The 15024-nt window shown below is 69.3% G+C and carries 19 protein-coding genes and 1 pseudogene; 14 read left to right on the top strand and 6 right to left on the bottom strand.

What is annotated here, in order from left to right; all coding sequences use genetic code 11:
• Window positions 1-17 precede the first annotated feature (17 nt).
• Entirely contained in the window at window positions 18-458 is a 441-nt protein-coding gene (locus NF20_RS13695) for a nitroreductase family deazaflavin-dependent oxidoreductase (protein WP_003875392.1), read from the top strand.
• 65 nt (window positions 459-523) lie between these two features.
• Here the strand turns inward: NF20_RS13695 and NF20_RS13690 are convergent, their stop codons facing one another.
• Window positions 524-1261, bottom strand: a complete 738-nt coding sequence (locus NF20_RS13690) for an SDR family NAD(P)-dependent oxidoreductase (protein WP_011724023.1) — start codon at window positions 1259-1261, stop codon at window positions 524-526.
• A gap of 95 nt (window positions 1262-1356) precedes the next feature.
• On the opposite strand from NF20_RS13690, the pseudogene NF20_RS28230 reads away from it, so the two are divergent.
• The 7 genes and pseudogenes from NF20_RS28230 to NF20_RS13665 all read left to right on the top strand — a co-directional run.
• Window positions 1357-1551, top strand: a pseudogene (locus tag NF20_RS28230) (helix-turn-helix domain-containing protein); the annotation flags it as partial.
• A 129-nt stretch (window positions 1552-1680) separates the two neighbouring features.
• Window positions 1681-1962, top strand: coding sequence for a hypothetical protein (locus NF20_RS28225; protein WP_031343909.1), 282 nt, complete (start codon window positions 1681-1683; stop codon window positions 1960-1962).
• 101 nt (window positions 1963-2063) lie between these two features.
• Window positions 2064-2462, top strand: a complete 399-nt coding sequence (locus tag NF20_RS13680; protein WP_011724025.1) for a VOC family protein — start codon at window positions 2064-2066, stop codon at window positions 2460-2462.
• A 68-nt stretch (window positions 2463-2530) separates the two neighbouring features.
• Window positions 2531-2914, top strand: coding sequence for a hypothetical protein (locus NF20_RS26330; RefSeq protein ID WP_011724026.1), 384 nt, complete (start codon window positions 2531-2533; stop codon window positions 2912-2914).
• 69 nt (window positions 2915-2983) lie between these two features.
• A complete protein-coding gene (locus NF20_RS13675) occupies window positions 2984-3316 on the top strand; it encodes a hypothetical protein (RefSeq protein WP_011724027.1) in 333 nt (110 codons plus the stop codon).
• A gap of 156 nt (window positions 3317-3472) precedes the next feature.
• A complete protein-coding gene (locus tag NF20_RS13670; protein WP_080516335.1) occupies window positions 3473-4021 on the top strand; it encodes a glycoside hydrolase in 549 nt (182 codons plus the stop codon).
• 410 nt (window positions 4022-4431) lie between these two features.
• Window positions 4432-4755 (top strand): putative quinol monooxygenase, encoded by a 324-nt coding sequence (locus NF20_RS13665; RefSeq protein ID WP_009975396.1) that lies wholly within the window; start codon window positions 4432-4434, stop codon window positions 4753-4755.
• Window positions 4756-4759: 4 nt separating this feature from the next.
• On the opposite strand, the gene NF20_RS13660 is transcribed toward NF20_RS13665, so the two are convergent.
• Window positions 4760-5443, bottom strand: a complete 684-nt coding sequence (locus tag NF20_RS13660; RefSeq protein ID WP_009975397.1) for a hypothetical protein — start codon at window positions 5441-5443, stop codon at window positions 4760-4762.
• A 117-nt stretch (window positions 5444-5560) separates the two neighbouring features.
• On the opposite strand from NF20_RS13660, the gene NF20_RS13655 reads away from it, so the two are divergent.
• Entirely contained in the window at window positions 5561-5758 is a 198-nt protein-coding gene (locus tag NF20_RS13655) for a hypothetical protein (protein ID WP_009975398.1), read from the top strand.
• Here the strand turns inward: NF20_RS13655 and NF20_RS13650 are convergent.
• On the bottom strand, window positions 5716-6543 hold the full coding sequence (locus NF20_RS13650) for an adenylate/guanylate cyclase domain-containing protein (RefSeq protein ID WP_009975399.1): 828 nt from the start codon (window positions 6541-6543) through the stop codon (window positions 5716-5718). The two genes, NF20_RS13655 and NF20_RS13650, sit on opposite strands and share 43 nt — an antisense overlap.
• A gap of 122 nt (window positions 6544-6665) precedes the next feature.
• Between NF20_RS13650 and NF20_RS13645 the strand changes: the two genes are divergently transcribed.
• On the top strand, window positions 6666-8075 hold the full coding sequence (locus tag NF20_RS13645) for a glucose-6-phosphate dehydrogenase (RefSeq protein ID WP_009975401.1): 1410 nt from the start codon (window positions 6666-6668) through the stop codon (window positions 8073-8075).
• A gap of 16 nt (window positions 8076-8091) precedes the next feature.
• On the top strand, window positions 8092-9114 hold the full coding sequence (gnd, locus tag NF20_RS13640; RefSeq protein ID WP_009975403.1) for a phosphogluconate dehydrogenase (NAD(+)-dependent, decarboxylating): 1023 nt from the start codon (window positions 8092-8094) through the stop codon (window positions 9112-9114).
• A 13-nt stretch (window positions 9115-9127) separates the two neighbouring features.
• Here the strand turns inward: gnd and NF20_RS13635 are convergent, their stop codons facing one another.
• Window positions 9128-9991, bottom strand: a complete 864-nt coding sequence (locus NF20_RS13635) for an alpha/beta fold hydrolase (protein ID WP_003875404.1) — start codon at window positions 9989-9991, stop codon at window positions 9128-9130.
• Between the two features lie 121 nt (window positions 9992-10112).
• Between NF20_RS13635 and NF20_RS13630 the strand changes: the two genes are divergently transcribed.
• The 3 genes from NF20_RS13630 (at window position 10113) to NF20_RS13620 (ending at window position 12848) form a co-directional block, all read left to right on the top strand.
• A complete protein-coding gene (locus NF20_RS13630) occupies window positions 10113-10586 on the top strand; it encodes a VOC family protein (RefSeq protein WP_009975406.1) in 474 nt (157 codons plus the stop codon).
• A gap of 111 nt (window positions 10587-10697) precedes the next feature.
• Window positions 10698-11606: an alpha/beta fold hydrolase gene (locus NF20_RS13625; RefSeq protein WP_031347735.1), complete on the top strand. Its 909-nt coding sequence runs from the start codon at window positions 10698-10700 to the stop codon at window positions 11604-11606.
• Window positions 11607-12848: a WS/DGAT domain-containing protein gene (locus NF20_RS13620; RefSeq protein ID WP_023861239.1), complete on the top strand. Its 1242-nt coding sequence runs from the start codon at window positions 11607-11609 to the stop codon at window positions 12846-12848. It abuts the gene before it with no gap.
• Here the strand turns inward: NF20_RS13620 and NF20_RS13615 are convergent, their stop codons facing one another.
• On the bottom strand, window positions 12849-13454 hold the full coding sequence (locus tag NF20_RS13615) for a hypothetical protein (RefSeq protein WP_011724034.1): 606 nt from the start codon (window positions 13452-13454) through the stop codon (window positions 12849-12851).
• Window positions 13451-15016, bottom strand: a complete 1566-nt coding sequence (locus tag NF20_RS13610; protein WP_019732331.1) for a pyruvate, phosphate dikinase — start codon at window positions 15014-15016, stop codon at window positions 13451-13453. Before NF20_RS13610 ends, NF20_RS13615 begins: the two co-directional genes overlap by 4 nt.
• Between the last annotated feature and the right edge of the window lie 8 nt (window positions 15017-15024).

Genomic DNA, 15024 nt, shown 5'->3' with positions numbered 1-15024 from the left:
TGACGAGACTGACAGTTATGAGTTTCGTAGAGGAAAAACTGCTCCCACAGGTGCTGCGGGTGCACGACACGGTCTACCGCAAGACGAACGGCTGGATCGGTCACCGCACGCTGTGGATACCGAGCCTGCTGCTGCACACCGTCGGCGCCAAGACCGGCAAACCGCGCACCACGTCGCTGACCTACGCCCGCGACGGCGAGAACTATTTGGTGGTCGCGTCCAAGGGCGGCGCGCCCGAGGCCCCCGGCTGGTATCACAACCTCAAAGCCAAGCCGGAAGCCGAAATCAACGTGGGCCCAAAGCGTTTCGCCGTCACCGCGCGGATCGTGCCGCCCGGCGACGCTGACTATGCCCGGCTCTGGGAGATCGTGAACAAGAACAATCAGAACCGCTACGCCGAATATCAGAAGCGGACGTCGCGCCCGATCCCCGTCGTCGTCCTGACGCCGAAAAGCTAGAACGCGCAGCAACATTCGGTACCCGATGCGCCCGGCGAAGCGGAGGCCGACCGCCGCCCTTCACGTCAGATGGCCGAGGTGCCGCCGTCGACGGCCAACTCAACCCCGTTGACGTAGCTCGAGTCGTCGGAGGCCAGGAACAGTGCGGCCGTCGCGATCTCCTCGGGACGGCCCATCGTACCCCGCGGAATCAGGGATTCGAACTGCCGCTTGGTCTCCGCGTCGAACATCTTCTCCTGAATCGGTGTGGCGACCTGGCCCGGGCTGAGCACGTTCACGCGGATCCGGCGGTCCTTCAGCTCGTTGAGCCACGTGCGGGCGAACGAGCGCAGGGCGGCCTTGCTCGCCGAGTACACGCTGTAATCCGGCCAGCCCTTGACCGAGGCGATAGACCCCGTCATCAGGATCGACCCGCCATCGTTGAAGAGCGGCAACGCCTTTTGCACCGTGAACAGGGTGGCACGGGTGTTCAGCCCGAAGACCGTGTCGAAGTCCTGCTCGGTGATCTCACCGAGCCTGCGCGCCTGCCCTCCGGTGCCGGCGCTGGCGAAAAGTATGTCGATGCTGCCCTTCTCCCGCTTCACCGTGTCGAACAGCCGGTCCAAGTCGTCGAGGTTGGCCGCGTCGCCCTGCACGGCGGTGACGTTGCGCCCGATCGACGCGACGGCCTCGTCCAGAGCGTGCCGCCGCCGGCCCGTGATGAAGACGTGAGCTCCCTCGTCGACGAACAGCTTGGCGGTGGCGAGCGCAAGACCGCTCGAGCCACCCGTAATCACCGCCACCTTGCCGTCGAGCTTCCCCACAACGACCCTCCTTGCCAAGATTATGCATACTGATCTGTGTACGTAAGCTACCGCACGGCGCGTGCGAACGCCAGCTAAGTACACTGAGCGTTACCATGGACGGCGTGACCGAGCTGGAGAAGGGCCCGCGCGGGCGGCGACGGGGCCGGGGTGCTCGCGAGCGCATCCTCGGCGCGGCGCAGCAGCTGTTCCGCGAGCGGGGCATCAACAACACCGGGATGGACCTGCTCTGCGCGGCGGCGCAGGTGTCCAAGCGCACCGCCTACCAGCACTTCGGTAGCAAGGACGAGCTGATCGCTGAGTACCTGCGGCGTCTTGACGTCGACACCACGTCCGAGGTCTTCGAGCGCGACGATCTCACGCCCCGCGAACGACTGCTCGCGGTATTCGCGACGCCGCCTGCGTTCACCGACGAGCCGATGCCCCTCTGCCCGTTCATCGCCGCCGCCGTGGAGATCTCCGATCCGCAGCATCCCGCGCGCGTGCGGGCCCGCGAGTACAAGACCTCCGTCGCCGCCCGCCTGAGCGAGACTGCCCGGGAGGCCGGCGCCGCCGATCCGGAACTGCTCGGTGAGCAGCTGGCGCTGTTACTCGATGGCGCCTCGGTTCGGACCAGGGCCTTGGGCAGCGACGCCTTCCCGACGGCTGCCGGGATCGCGGCCGCCCTGGTCGAGCGCGCCATACCCCCGACGGCACGGTGAATCTCGCGCCTGCCGGCCCGACAAAACGGCCGCTCGGTTGTCAGAGGCAGCGCCTAATCTGCTTGGGCGACACCACATCCACCCCTTCGAGGAGCGCCCGCATGAAGTTCGTATCGACCCGCATCATCACCGCCGACGTGCAGCGCCTCGTCGGTTTCTACGAGATCGTCACCCGAGTCTCGGCCGTGTGGGCAAACGAGCTGTTCGCCGAGATTCCGACACCGGCGGCCACGCTGGCCATCGGCAGCGACCAGACGGTACCCCTGTTCGGTGCCGGATCCGCCGAACCCGCGGCCAACCGCAGCGCGATTGTGGAGTTCATCGTCGATGACGTCGACGCCGAATACGAGCGGCTCCGCGAGCAGCTCACCGAGGTCGTGACGGAGCCGACGACCATGCCGTGGGGCAACCGCGCGTTGTTGTTCCGGGATCCGGACGGAAACCTGGTCAACCTGTTCACCCCGGTGACGCCGGAGGCGCGGGCCAAGTTCGGGATATGAGCCCTAGAACCCGCGACAACTCCGAATTGCCACTTGCCCCGAACCTCGCCACGGGAAAGTCTTAGGGCATGACGACGGAAAAGCGCACGGCGGGTTGGGCGGCGAGTGTGGTGGCGGGCGGCGCGTTGGCGATGTCCGTCGTCGGTCTCGCCGGCGGCCCCGTCGCCGCGGCGGCCCCGGCCCCCGCACCCACCGGGCATTGGTGTCCGGGCGATCCGTGGAACCCGTCCTGGGGCAACGTCTTGGACTGGGACTGGCATCAATGCCACGACTGGCAACACCCCGGTGGCCCCACCGGCCCGGCGGGCTGGGGGCCCTGGGGACCGCCGCCGGCGTGGGCACCGCCCCCGCCACCGCAACCGGCCTGGGCGCCCGGGGCGCAAATGATGTGGAACCCGACCGGCGCCGGTAACTGGGGAATCTGGAACAACGGAGTGTGGACCCCGCTCTGAGCACCCGGACCCGGTGCCGGCGGCGCTCGGCGCGTCGAACGGTCGGCCGCCGCAGGGTTAGGGTGAATTGTGGCCGCAGAACACTGGGCCGAGCCTCCCGAGGAATCCGAGCGTCGGTCCGACGCGCTCGATCAGCGCGAGAAGGCCCTGGCCCGGCGGGAGGCCGACGTCAGACGACGTGAATGGCTGGCGGGTCGACGAGGCCGGGTCGCCGATCAGCGCGAGCAGATCGCCGACGAGCGCGAGCAGCTCGCCGACGAACGCGAGGGCACGGCCGCCGAGCGGGAACGGGCGCGACTGCGCCGCATCGACGAACGGGTCAAGCGGACGCGGGCGCGCGCCAACCGGGAGCAAGCCGAGGTCGACCGCGAGATCGCGGAAAGCGAGCGAGACGACGCGTAAGGCCGGGTCGCCGAAGGCGTAAGCATTTTGCTGCGGCAAATATACCCGTGTGTAATATATTGGCTCAGTCTGCGGCGCACGTCATTGTCCGTTTAGCGAATGACCTGGGCCACAAATTTTGGATCGCAATAAACCTTATTGCTAGCCTCCCTGGCCATGGTCGTTATTGCAACATTGATGTCGTTGATCAATCAGGTCTCCGGCACGCCTTATATTTCGGGTGGAGATTCTCCGGCTGGGACCGATTGTTCGGGACTTGCTTCGTGGATTGCGAATGCAGCAACTGACAGGCCAGTGTTCGGGGACCGGTTCAATACCGGAAACGAGGAAGCCGCGTTGTTGGCCCGGGGCTTCCAATACGGCACCGCCCCCAACGCCTTGGTGATCGGCTGGAACGGCGGCCACACCGCGGTGACGCTGCCGGACGGAACGGCGGTGTCCAGCGGCGAGCACGGCGGCGTCCACGTCGGCGGCGCCGGTGCCTACCAGGCCGGATTCACCCACCACATGTTCCTGCCGATGCCCCCCGAGGACGGCGGCGCGCCGCCGCCGGCGATGTTCGGGCCGCCGCCGCCGCCGGACGCACCGCCACCCCCGCCGGACGCACCGGCTCCGCCGCCCGACGCGCCGCCTGCGCCGCCGGAAGCGCCGGCCGTTCTGATCGATGCGCCGGCGCCCGTGCCGCCGCCCCCGCCGGGCCCCTGAATTACCTTTCCCGGCGACGCGGTAATTGCGAATCCATAACGAATAAAACGCGGCCGTGCTGGTGATTGTCACCCGGTTTTCGGCGCCCCGGTTCGCGACCATTCTCGTTCCGCAAAGTGAAATAGCGCGGATATCCGTGCCCATGTGAGCTGGGCCACTACGTGTGCGACCGGGTGGCGCGCGGCAAAAGCGGGCTGATGTGTCGCCTGTGACGGATGAGCCCACTTTGCTGTGATTATTTCGCCCAAAAAAGCGACCTGCCATCGCGGCCGGGGCCGGGCCGCGGTGGCGACCCGGCCCCGATAGGCTGGCGCTGCCCGCGGGCAGGGGCGGGCGTCATCCCAAGTCATCCCAAGTCATCCAGAGCGCCATCCCAAGTCATCCCAGCAGCGAACCGAGGCGGGGCCGCAATGATCTTCATCGTCGTCAAGTTCGAGACCAAACCCGAGTGGGCCGACCGCTGGCCGGACCTCGTCGCCGCGTTCACCGCGGCCACCCGGGCCGAGGAGGGCAACCTGTGGTTCGAGTGGTCGCGCAGCCTGGACGACCCGGCCGAGTACGTGCTGGTGGAGGCGTTCCGCGACGGTGACGCCGGCAGCGCTCACGTCAACAGCGACCACTTCAAGCGGGCGATGCAAGAGCTCCCGCAGGCGCTGAAGTCCACGCCCAAGATCATCAGCCAGACCGTCGAGGCCACCGGGTGGTCGCGGATGGGCGAGATGACGGTCGACTAACCCCTCACCGATCGACCGCGATCTCGATCTCGTCGCCCAGCGCATAGCCCGGCGTGAGCGGAAGCTTGTCGCCGCTCCAGAACGAGCCCGGGTCGAACCAGTTCGAGTACTTCTCGGTGGTGAGCAGACCCATTTCCTCGTAGGTGATCGCCACGGTTTCCGCGCAGTAGGCCGCTTCCAGACCGAGCCGTTGACGTTCCTTTCGTCGGCGCGTTGTCTCCCGAATCTTCTTGTCCACCACGGGGATTCCGCGTGCCCAGTCGTAGGCGGTGGGCAGTCGGCCGCGCAGCCACCGGCCGGTGAGGCGCATGGTGGTGGGAAACGCGGTGCCGTCCATCCGGGCGATCACGCGCAGCAGCCTGTTCTCCTGCTCGCGGGTGGCCGGCGGCGTCAGCTGGCGCAGCCAGCACCGTTGGCGGTAACGCTGCGTCCACTGCAACACCGACTGGTGCAGATCGTTGAGTTGCACGCCACGATGATTCGTCCCGGTCCACAGGTCGACGAGCTTGTCACCCAGCTCGGCGTGCCAGATCAGCGGCGGCAGGTCATCGATGGCCACCGTCATGCCGACGTGATTGACGGGGCTGTTGGTCAACGTCTGGATGGCGCGGTCGGGACCCGAACCGCCGCGAAACAGCCACAGGTCACCGGTCCGGGTCTCCTCGAGCGCTTGGTTCAAGGTGAGCATCGTGTAAGCCCGTCTCCCGCTGCAGTTTTCGCCGACGTCGCCGCCGCCCCGCCCCGCTTCTCGCGGGTAAGGCCATGCGGGGATCCAGTCAATCACAACTACGCCTAGCCTGGTGGCATGCGCAGCATGTGGAAGTGGCTCGGGCTGGCCGGTGCGGCCGGCGTCGTCGCCGGCGGCGTGCTGGTGGTCCGCGACCAACGCAAACGCCGGGCCTATACCGCCGACGAGGTCCGGGATCGTTTGCATCAGCGGCTGGCCGAATACGATGCGATTCAGCCGGGATCGGGCGAGGCCAGCACGGCGAACAACCGGTAGGTGCCGGAGAATCCCTTGAGCTCGACCTCGCGTCCGTCATCGAACCGGATCCCGTCGGAGCGCGAAAGCGCGTCTCGCACCGGCTGACTCACCAGGATCTCCCCGCCGGCGGCCTGGGCGGCGACCCGCGCCGCCATCGCGACGTTGCGGCCGAACAGGTCGTCACCGCGGCGCACCGAGCGGCCCATGTGGATCCCGATCCGGACCCGAATCTCCTCGTGCCGCTTGCGGTTTGCGTTCCGGCGCAACGCGCGCTGCAACTCGATGCCGCACCGCACCGCCTGCTCGGGCCGGGCGAAGGCGACCATGAATCCGTCGCCCTGGCTCTTCACCACGTGACCGGATTGGCGCCGCACCAGATCCGAGACCAGCTTGTCGTGCGAGCTGATCAGCTTGACCCAGGCCCGGTCGCCGATCCGCTCGTTGAGCGCGGTCGATTCCTCGATGTCGGTGAACAGGATCACCACCCGGCCGTCCGGGGTCACCCGGGCCAGGTCGGGCCGCTCCACCTCAGCCCAGTCCGCGAGCTCCTCGATCGAGCTGCGCACCGCCGCGCCGAAACCCTCCTTGCGCACGAGATTGGCGGTGTTCCATACCGTCTTGACCGCTTCCCGCCCGCCCGCGAGCAGCCAGTTGCGGGCGTCGGTGCGCTGACGCAGCTCGTCGAGTTCGGCGCGGCTGCGCACCAGCCGCCGCCACAGCACGGCCAGCGCGCCGGCCTCGACGGCGGCCAGCCCGGCCAGGATGTAGACCGTGACATGCAGCACGTCACCCATGCCGGTCATCCTGTCAGGCGGCGCCGCGGTCGGGCTGGCGCCCCTGCCGGGCTGTGTCTAGTGTTGAGTCCGCCGGCCGCGGGTAGTGAGTCTCAAGGGAGCCGATCGGGTGACTTTCGGGAGGAGCGGTCTTGGCCGACGATGACAGCCATCCATCCGACCTGCTGGTGATCTTCGGAATCACCGGGGACTTGGCGCGCAAGATGACGTTCCGCGCGCTCTACCGGCTGGAGCGCCGCGAGGAGCTCGAGCACCCGATCATCGGCGTGGCCAGCGACGACATCACCCTCGACCAGCTGCTGGACCGCGCCCGGGAGGCGATCAAGGCCACCGGTGAGACGTTCGACGACGCGGTGTTCGACCGCTTGGCGGGCCGGCTTTCCTACCTGTCGGGCGACGTCACCGACACCGGGCTCTACAGCGAGCTCGCCGAGAAGATCGGTGGCGATTCGCGTCCGCTGTACTACCTGGAGATGCCGCCGTCGTTGTTCGCGCCGATCGTGGAGAACCTGGCCAAGGCCGACCTACTGGAACGCGCCAGGGTGGCGGTGGAAAAGCCGTTCGGCCACGACCTGGAATCGGCGCGCGACCTCAACGCCCGGCTGCGCGCGGTGCTCGACGAAGACCAAATCCTGCGCGTAGACCACTTTTTGGGCAAACAGCCGGTCGAAGAACTGCAATACCTGCGGTTCGCCAACAACGCCCTGGCCAAGCTGTGGGACCGCGACAGCATCTCCGAAATCCACATCACCATGGCCGAGGACTTCGGCATCGAGGACCGCGGCAAGTTCTATGACGCGGTGGGGGCGGTGCGCGACGTCGTGCAAAACCATCTGCTGCAGGTGCTCGCGCTGGTCGCCATGGAACCCCCGGTCGGGGCCGGCGCCGACGACCTCAACGACAAGAAGGCCGAGGTGTTCCGGGCCATGCCGTCGCTGGACCCGGAGCACTGCGTGCGTGGCCAGTATCGTGGCTACACCGAAGTCCCCGGTGTGGCAAAGGATTCCACCACCGAGACCTACGTCGCGTTGAGGACCGAGATCGACAACTGGCGCTGGGCCGGGGTGCCGATCTTCCTGCGCGCCGGCAAGGCGTTGCCGCACAAGGTCACCGAGGTCCGGATGTTCCTGCATCACGTGCCCGGCTTCTCCTTCCTGCCCAACCGCCGCCCGCCCGAGCCCAACCAGATCGTGCTGCGCATCGACCCCGATCCCGGGATGCGCCTGCAGCTGTCCGCTCAGGTCGGCGACTCGTGGCACGACGTCCACCTGGACTCCTCGTTCGCGGTGGACCTCGGCGAACCGGTGCGGCCCTACGAACGGCTGCTCTACGCCGCGTTCAACGGCGACCGCCAGCTGTTTGCCCGCGAGGACGCCATCGAAGAGACCTGGCGGATCGTGCAGCCGGTGCTGGACAAGCCGAGCCGCATCCACCAATACGAGCAAGGCTCCTGGGGACCCGAGGCCGCGCAGGCGCTGGTGCACGGTCGCCACGCCTGGCAGCAACCGTGGCTGCCGCAGAGCACGTCCACGAAACGATAAGGAGGCTCGAAACACGATGCAGCTGGGGATGATCGGCCTGGGCCGGATGGGTGCCAACATCGTCCGCCGGGTGGTCAAGGGCGGACACGAATGCGTTGTCTACGACCACAATCCGGACGCGGTCAAGGCGATGGCGGGGGAGGAGAAGACGACCGCGGTCTCCTCGCTGCAAGAGCTCGCCGCGAAGCTGAGCGCCCCGCGGGTGGTGTGGGTGATGGTGCCGGCCGGGACGATCACCACCGGGGTGATCGAGGAGCTGGCCACCACGCTGGAGCCCGGCGACATCGTCATCGACGGCGGCAACTCCTACTACCGTGACGACATTCGTCACTCGAAGACGCTGTCGGAGAAGGGGATTCGGCTGCTGGACTGCGGCACCAGCGGTGGCGTCTGGGGTCGGGAACGCGGTTACTGCCTGATGATCGGCGGCGACGAGGAGGCGTTCGCGCACGCCGAGCCGATCTTCGCCACCGTCGCACCCGGGGTGGACGCCGCGCCGCGGACGCCGGGCCGCGACGGCGAGGTCACCCGGTCGGAGCAGGGGTATCTGCATTGCGGGCCGTCCGGCGCCGGGCACTTCGTGAAGATGGTGCACAACGGCATCGAGTACGGGATGATGGCCTCGCTCGCCGAGGGACTCAACGTGTTGCGCAACGCCGACATCGGCAAGCACGTGCAGGAAGGCGACGCCGAAACCGCGCCGCTGTCCAATCCCGAGTTCTACCAATACGATTTCGACATCCCCGAGGTCGCCGAGGTGTGGCGGCGCGGCAGCGTCATCGGATCCTGGCTGCTGGATCTCACGGCGATCGCGCTGCACGAATCACCGGAGCTCAAGGAGTTCTCCGGGCGGGTCTCCGACTCGGGGGAGGGCCGCTGGACGTCCATCGCCGCGATCGACGAGGGGGTCCCCACGCCGGTGCTGACCACCGCGCTGCAGTCCCGCTTCGCCTCCCGGCATCTCGATGACTTCGCCAACAAGACGCTCTCGGCGATGCGTAAGCAATTCGGCGGGCACGCCGAGAAGCCGGCCAACTAGCCGCGCGGATTTCTCAGCGGCGCTTGACGAACGCCACCACGGCGTCGCTGAACGCGTCGTTGTCGTCGCCGGCCGCGGTGTGCCCGGCGTTGGACAGCTCGACGAACTCCGCGCGCGGCACGGTGGCCAAAAAGTGCCGGACCCCCTCGGGGCTCACCACATCGGAGAGCTTGCCGCGGATCAGCAGGACCGGGATCGACAGGTTCTTGGCGGCCTGCTCGAAGCTTTCGGTGCGCAGTTCGGGATCGTCGCCGGGCTTGGTCATGAACGCCGGGTCCCAGTGCCAGTACCAGCGGCCGTCGCGCAGCCTCAGATTCTTCTTCAGCCCCTCGGGGCTGCGCGGCTTGCTGCGGTAGGGCAGATAGGCGGCGACGGCGTCGGCGGCCTGCTCCAGCGAGTCGAAGCCGTCCAGGCCGCTGATCATGAAGTCGCGGATGCGGGCGCTGCCGTCCTTCTCGAACCGGGGCACCACGTCCACCAGCACCAGGCGGGTCACCTTCGCCGGCCCGGCCCGGTGCGCGGCCAGGATGCCGGTCAGTCCGCCCATGCTCGCCCCGATGATCGTCACCGGCCGCCCGATCGCGTCCAGCACCCGCAGCACGTCGGCTGTCAGCGTCTCGATCTGGTAATCGGCCTGCGGCGAGCGATCGCTGTCGCCGTGCCCCCGGGAATCCAGTGCCACCACGTGCAGCCCCTCGTCGGCCAACGTCTGCCCGGTGTTCTTCCAGGAAAAACGGTTCTGGCCGCCGCCGTGCAGCATCAAGATGCTCGGCCGGCCGGCGCCGTCGGAGCCCCGATTCCATTCGTCGGCGACCAGGGTGATCCCGTCGACGCCGGCAAACTCCACCGTCTCGGGACTGCTGCTGACGGTACTCATGGGTCCTGACGTTACATAGGTGGCATAAGCACTCTTGCGCGGGCCGACGACGCGATGAGTTTCCACGGCCGCCGGGGTCTACCCCAGCACAACCAACCAGCCGGCGAGGAGGCCCGCGGACATGCCATCGATCACCCCGTCCTTGTGGTTTGACGACAACCTGGAGGAGGCGGCCACGTTCTACACCGCGGTGTTCCCGAACTCGCACATCGAGGGGTTCAACCGGACCACCGAGGCCGGCCCGGGCGAGCCCGGGACGGTGCTGTCGGGCAGCTTCGTGCTGGACGGCTCGCGGTTCATCGGGATCAACGGCGGCCCGCACTTCCGGTTTAGCGAGGCGGTGTCGTTCACGGTGCACTGCAAGGACCAGGACGAGGTCGACTACTACTGGGACCGGTTGAGCGACGGCGGCGAGGAATCCCAATGCGGCTGGCTCAAAGACCGCTTCGGCCTGAGCTGGCAAATCGTCCCCGACCGGCTCTTCGAACTGATCGGCGACCCCGATCGCAGCAGGGCGGCGGCGGCCACCCAGGCGATGTATGGCATGCGCAAGATCGTCATCGCCGAGCTGGAGCGGGCCGCGGCATCCTCGTAGCGAAACCCGCTGACGCAGTGACGGTTTGACTTCATACTTACTGCGGTCGGTGCGTCTCGACGACACACGGGTTAGGTTGGTCCGTGCGGACGCGCCGAGCAGGGAGTGAAGATGGCTGAACCAGGCTGGATCGACGTGACCGGCCCTGCGGGGGACCTGAAGGCGCTCACCTGGGGGCCGCCCGACGGCCCGCTCGCGTTGTGTCTGCACGGCTTCCCCGACACGCCGTACGGGTGGCGCAAGCTCGCTCCCCGGCTCGCCGACGCGGGGTGGCGGGTGGTCGCGCCCTTCATGCGCGGATACGCGCCGTCGGCGATCCCGTCCGACGGCAGCTACCACGTGGGTGCGCTGATGGACGACGCGCTGCGGGTGCGCGCGGCCGCCGGCGGTACCGAGAACGACGTGGTGATCGGCCACGACTGGGGGGCGATCGCGGCCACCGGCCTGGCCGCCATGCCCGACAGCCCGTTCGCCAAGGCGGTGCTCATGTCGGTGCCGCCCTCGGCGGCGTTCCGGCGGCGCGGCGGCAGCGCGGCCGAGCGGGGCCGGCTGGCCGCCCATCTGGCCCGCCAGGTGTTCCGCAGCTGGTACATCATGTACTTCCAATTGCCTTGGCTGCCTGAGCGTTCCGCTTCCTGGGTGCTGCCGCTGCTGTGGCGGCGCTGGTCGCCGGGCTACCGCGCCGAGGAGGATCTGCGGCACGTCGACGCCGCGATCGGGGCGCCGGAGAGCTGGCGGGCGGCGCTGGGCCCCTACCGCGCCACCATCCGCAACACCGCACCGCCGGCCCAGTACGCGACGTTGCACCGACTGTGGACCGAGGAGCCGGTGCTGCCGTGTTTGTACCTTCATGGCCGCGACGACGGTTGCATGACATCGGCTTTCGCTCACCAGGTGGAAAAGGTGCTGCCCCCCGGCAGCGAAGTCGACATCGTCGAACATGCCGGGCACTTCCTGCAGCTCGAACAGCCCGACAAGGTCGCCGGCCTGGTGCTCGGGTTCATCGGCTCACCCGGCTGAATGACGGGCCACCGGATGGCGGCCGTCGATGCGCAGTTCTACTGGATGTCGGCCAAGATCCCCAACGACGAGTTCCTGCTGTACGCCTTCGACGGCGAGCCGGCCGATTACCCGGCTGCCGCCGATCAGCTGCGCCGGCGGGCCGACGCGGAGCCGGCGCTGAGCATCCGGGTGCGCGACCGCGGCCGGCTGCGCTACCCGCACTGGGTGCCCGCGGCCGTCGCCCCCGAGCAGGTGGTCCGCCACGAGTTGGCCGAGCACAGCTGGGACGGGTGCCTGGCCGCTGTCGCCGGGCTCGCCGACGACCAACTCGACCTTCGCCGGATGGCCTGGCGGCTGCACGTTTTCGGCCCGGTCGACGGCATTCCGGGGGTCCGCGGGCCGGGCACGGTCGCGGTGCTGCAGGTCGCGCACGCGCTGGCCGACGGCGCCCGCGCCGCGGCGTTGGCCGCCCGGCTTTTCGGCCGGGCCGCCCCGGTGCCCGAGGTGCCCGTCCCGCGGCCGGGCTGGTTGCCCTGGCGGGCCGCGGTGGCCGCGCGCACCCACCGCCAACTGGTGCGCGACACCCGTGCCGGGCGGCTGGCCCCCGGGGCGGGGCCGCGTCCGCTGCTGCCGACGAACGCCCGGCCCGCCGGTGTGCGTTCGCTGCGCACCCTGGTGCGGCACCGCGCGCAGCTGCCCGGTCCGACCGCCACGGTTGCGGTGCTGGGCGCGGTGGCGCAGGCGCTGTCCGATCTGCTTGGCGATCAAGCGGATTCGCTGGGCGCCGAGGTTCCGATGGCCAAACCCGGTGCACCGCAGGCGTACAACCACTTCGGCAACGTCGTGGTGGACCTGCATCCGAGGCTGGGGGCCCAGGCCCGCGCGGAGCGGATCGCGGCCGGCCTGGCCGCCGGGCGGCGCCGCTTCGGGCACCCGGCAACCCGGGCCGCCGACCGCGCATTCGCCGCGGTGCCGGCCGCGCTGTTGCGTTGGGGCGTAGACCAATTCGACGCCGACCAGCGTCCGGACCAGGTGGCCGGCAACACCGTGGTGTCCAGCGTCAATCGCGGGCCGGCCGATTTGAGCTTCGGCGGCGCGCGGGTGGTGCTGACGGCGGGCTATCCCGCGCTGTCGCCGGTGATGGGGCTGACGCACGGCGTGCACGGCATCGGGGACACCATCGCGATCAGCGTGCACGCGGCGGCGTCGGCGGTTCCCGACGTCGACGCCTACCTGGCATTGCTCGACGCGGCGCTATGACTATTGCGCGTCACCGGATCTGGCGGCTTCCTGCCTGGTCAGGCCGACGGCGACGATGAGCTCTTCGTGCAGTTCGAACCACACCGTGTGGTAGGAGTCGATCAGCGGCCTGGTCAGCCATGCCGTGTCGCCGGCCCGCACCTTGCCCAGGGCCGCGGCCAGTTTCGCCGCGTAGCGGTTCAGCCGCGGCAGTTGGGCGGCCGCGGCCTCGATGACCGGCGTCACCCGCGCGTGCGCGTCGTCCAGGCGGGCCAACACGGCGGCGTCGTACTCGGCGTCGTCGTGGCGGTTGGGCGCGCCGTCCTTGAGCTGCCAGTCGGTCACCAGGCGCTTGAAATCGGCGTTGATCGCCCGAAAGTCGTCATAGACGGCGGCCATCGCGGCGGCGTCGATGCCCCGGCGTTCCTCGGCGAGCAGCGCCGTGAGCCGGGCGCTGCCGGCCGGGGTGATCCGCAGGGTGGCGTCCCCGGTCACCAGGCCCGCCGCGCTCAGCCGCTCGACCGTGCCGGCGATTTCGTCGGGATCCGTGCCCAGGGTGGCGGCCAGGTCGGCTCGACTGACCCGGCCCTTGAGCCGAATCGCTTGCAGCACAGCCAGTTCGGTCACGGCGCGCCCTGGCGCAGCGCGGTCAGCATGACCAGCAGCGGGGTGGGCGAGACCACGTCGGTCTGCCCGGCGGCCAGGGCCGCGCGCACGGCGCTCTCGGAGTCGTCGTCCAGCCGCGGATGGTCGCCGCCGGAATGGGCGCGCAGCGGGCTGATCAGCCGCGCGATCTCGGCCAGCTCCCGCAGCTCCGGCGTGTCGTTCTCGGACCACGCGGACAGGGACAATTCGCCTTCGCGCACTTCGCCTTCGGCGCCGTCGACGGTGATCCGCCGGCCCGCCAGCATCGCGGCCACCCCGGCGCCGCAACCCACCACGGCCACCCGGCCCAGTTCCCGGCTGACCACCGCCGCATGGCTGGCCGCGCCGCCCACCTCGGTGACGATGCCCCGCGCGGCCAGCATGCCCGACACGTCTTCGGGCCGGGTGTGGTCGCGCACCAGGATCACCGGTTCGCCCCGCTCGGCGGCGTGCAGCGCCTCGTCGACGTCGGCGTAGGCCGTGCCGGATACCACGCCGGGGCAGGCAGGTAGGCCCTTGGCCAGAAGTGGTGCCGTCAAACGTATTTCGGGTTGCAGGGCGGGCATCAGCAGCGACCGCACGTGCGCCGGGGTGACCCGCCGCAGCGTCTCGGCGTCGTCGATCAGCCCCTCGCGTCGCAGCTGCAGCGCCGAGCGCACCGCCGCCTGCGCCGAGCGTTCCGCCGCCCTGGTCTGCAGCAACCACAGGGCGCCGTCCTCGACGGTGAACTCGATCTCCTGGACGTCACGGTCCAACCGCTCCAGCGTCCGGGCGGCGGCCATCAGCTGGTCGTAGACGGCCGGCTGCTCGTCGCGCAGCGCGGCGATCGGTTCCACGTCGACCGATCCCGACACCACGTCGTCGCCCTGGCCCCCGGGCAGCCACTCGCCGAACGGCTCGTCGTCCCCGGTGATCGGGTTGCGCGAAAAGAATGCTCCCGCACCGGAATTGGGGCCGTGATTGCCGAACACCATGGCCTGCACGACGACGGCGGTGCCGTGCCGGTCGGCGAAACCGTAATGGGCGCGGTAGGCGCGGGCGCGCGGGGAGTTCCACGACGCGAACACCGCCTCGATGCCGGCGCGCAATTGCGTGTACGGGTCGGACGGCACCGGCCGCTCGACACCCACGATGCGCCGGTACATCTCGCGGAACCGCCGGTGGGTGTCGCGGGCGAACGCCGGGCCGTGCTCGGCGGCCAGCGCCTGCTCCACGGAGTCGTTGATGCCGAGGTTCAACAGGGTGTCCATCATCCCGGGCATCGACTGGGTGGCCCCGGAGCGCACGCTGACCAGCAGCGGGTGCGGGCCCCGCCCGAACGCGCGCGAGGTTTGCGCCTGCAGCCAGCCCATCCGGTCCAGCACGTCGTCCCAGACGGCGTCCATCGTCGCCGCGGGGTCGGCCAGATACCGCAGGCCCACCGCGGTGGTGAGGCAGAACGCGGGCGGCACCGGCAGGTGGTGGCGGCGCATCACCTCGATGCCGTGGCCCTTGTTGCCCAGCAGCTCGCGGGGGTGGCTCGATGTGCCGTCCAGCAACACCACGGACTGCT

It is taken from the genome of Mycobacterium sp. MAC_080597_8934, assembly GCF_000523975.1.
In the GTDB taxonomy this organism is placed as follows: Bacteria; Actinomycetota; Actinomycetes; order Mycobacteriales; family Mycobacteriaceae; genus Mycobacterium; species Mycobacterium avium.
Note: the sequence above shows the minus strand (reverse complement) of the source record. Positions and strands in the feature narration are given on the sequence as shown.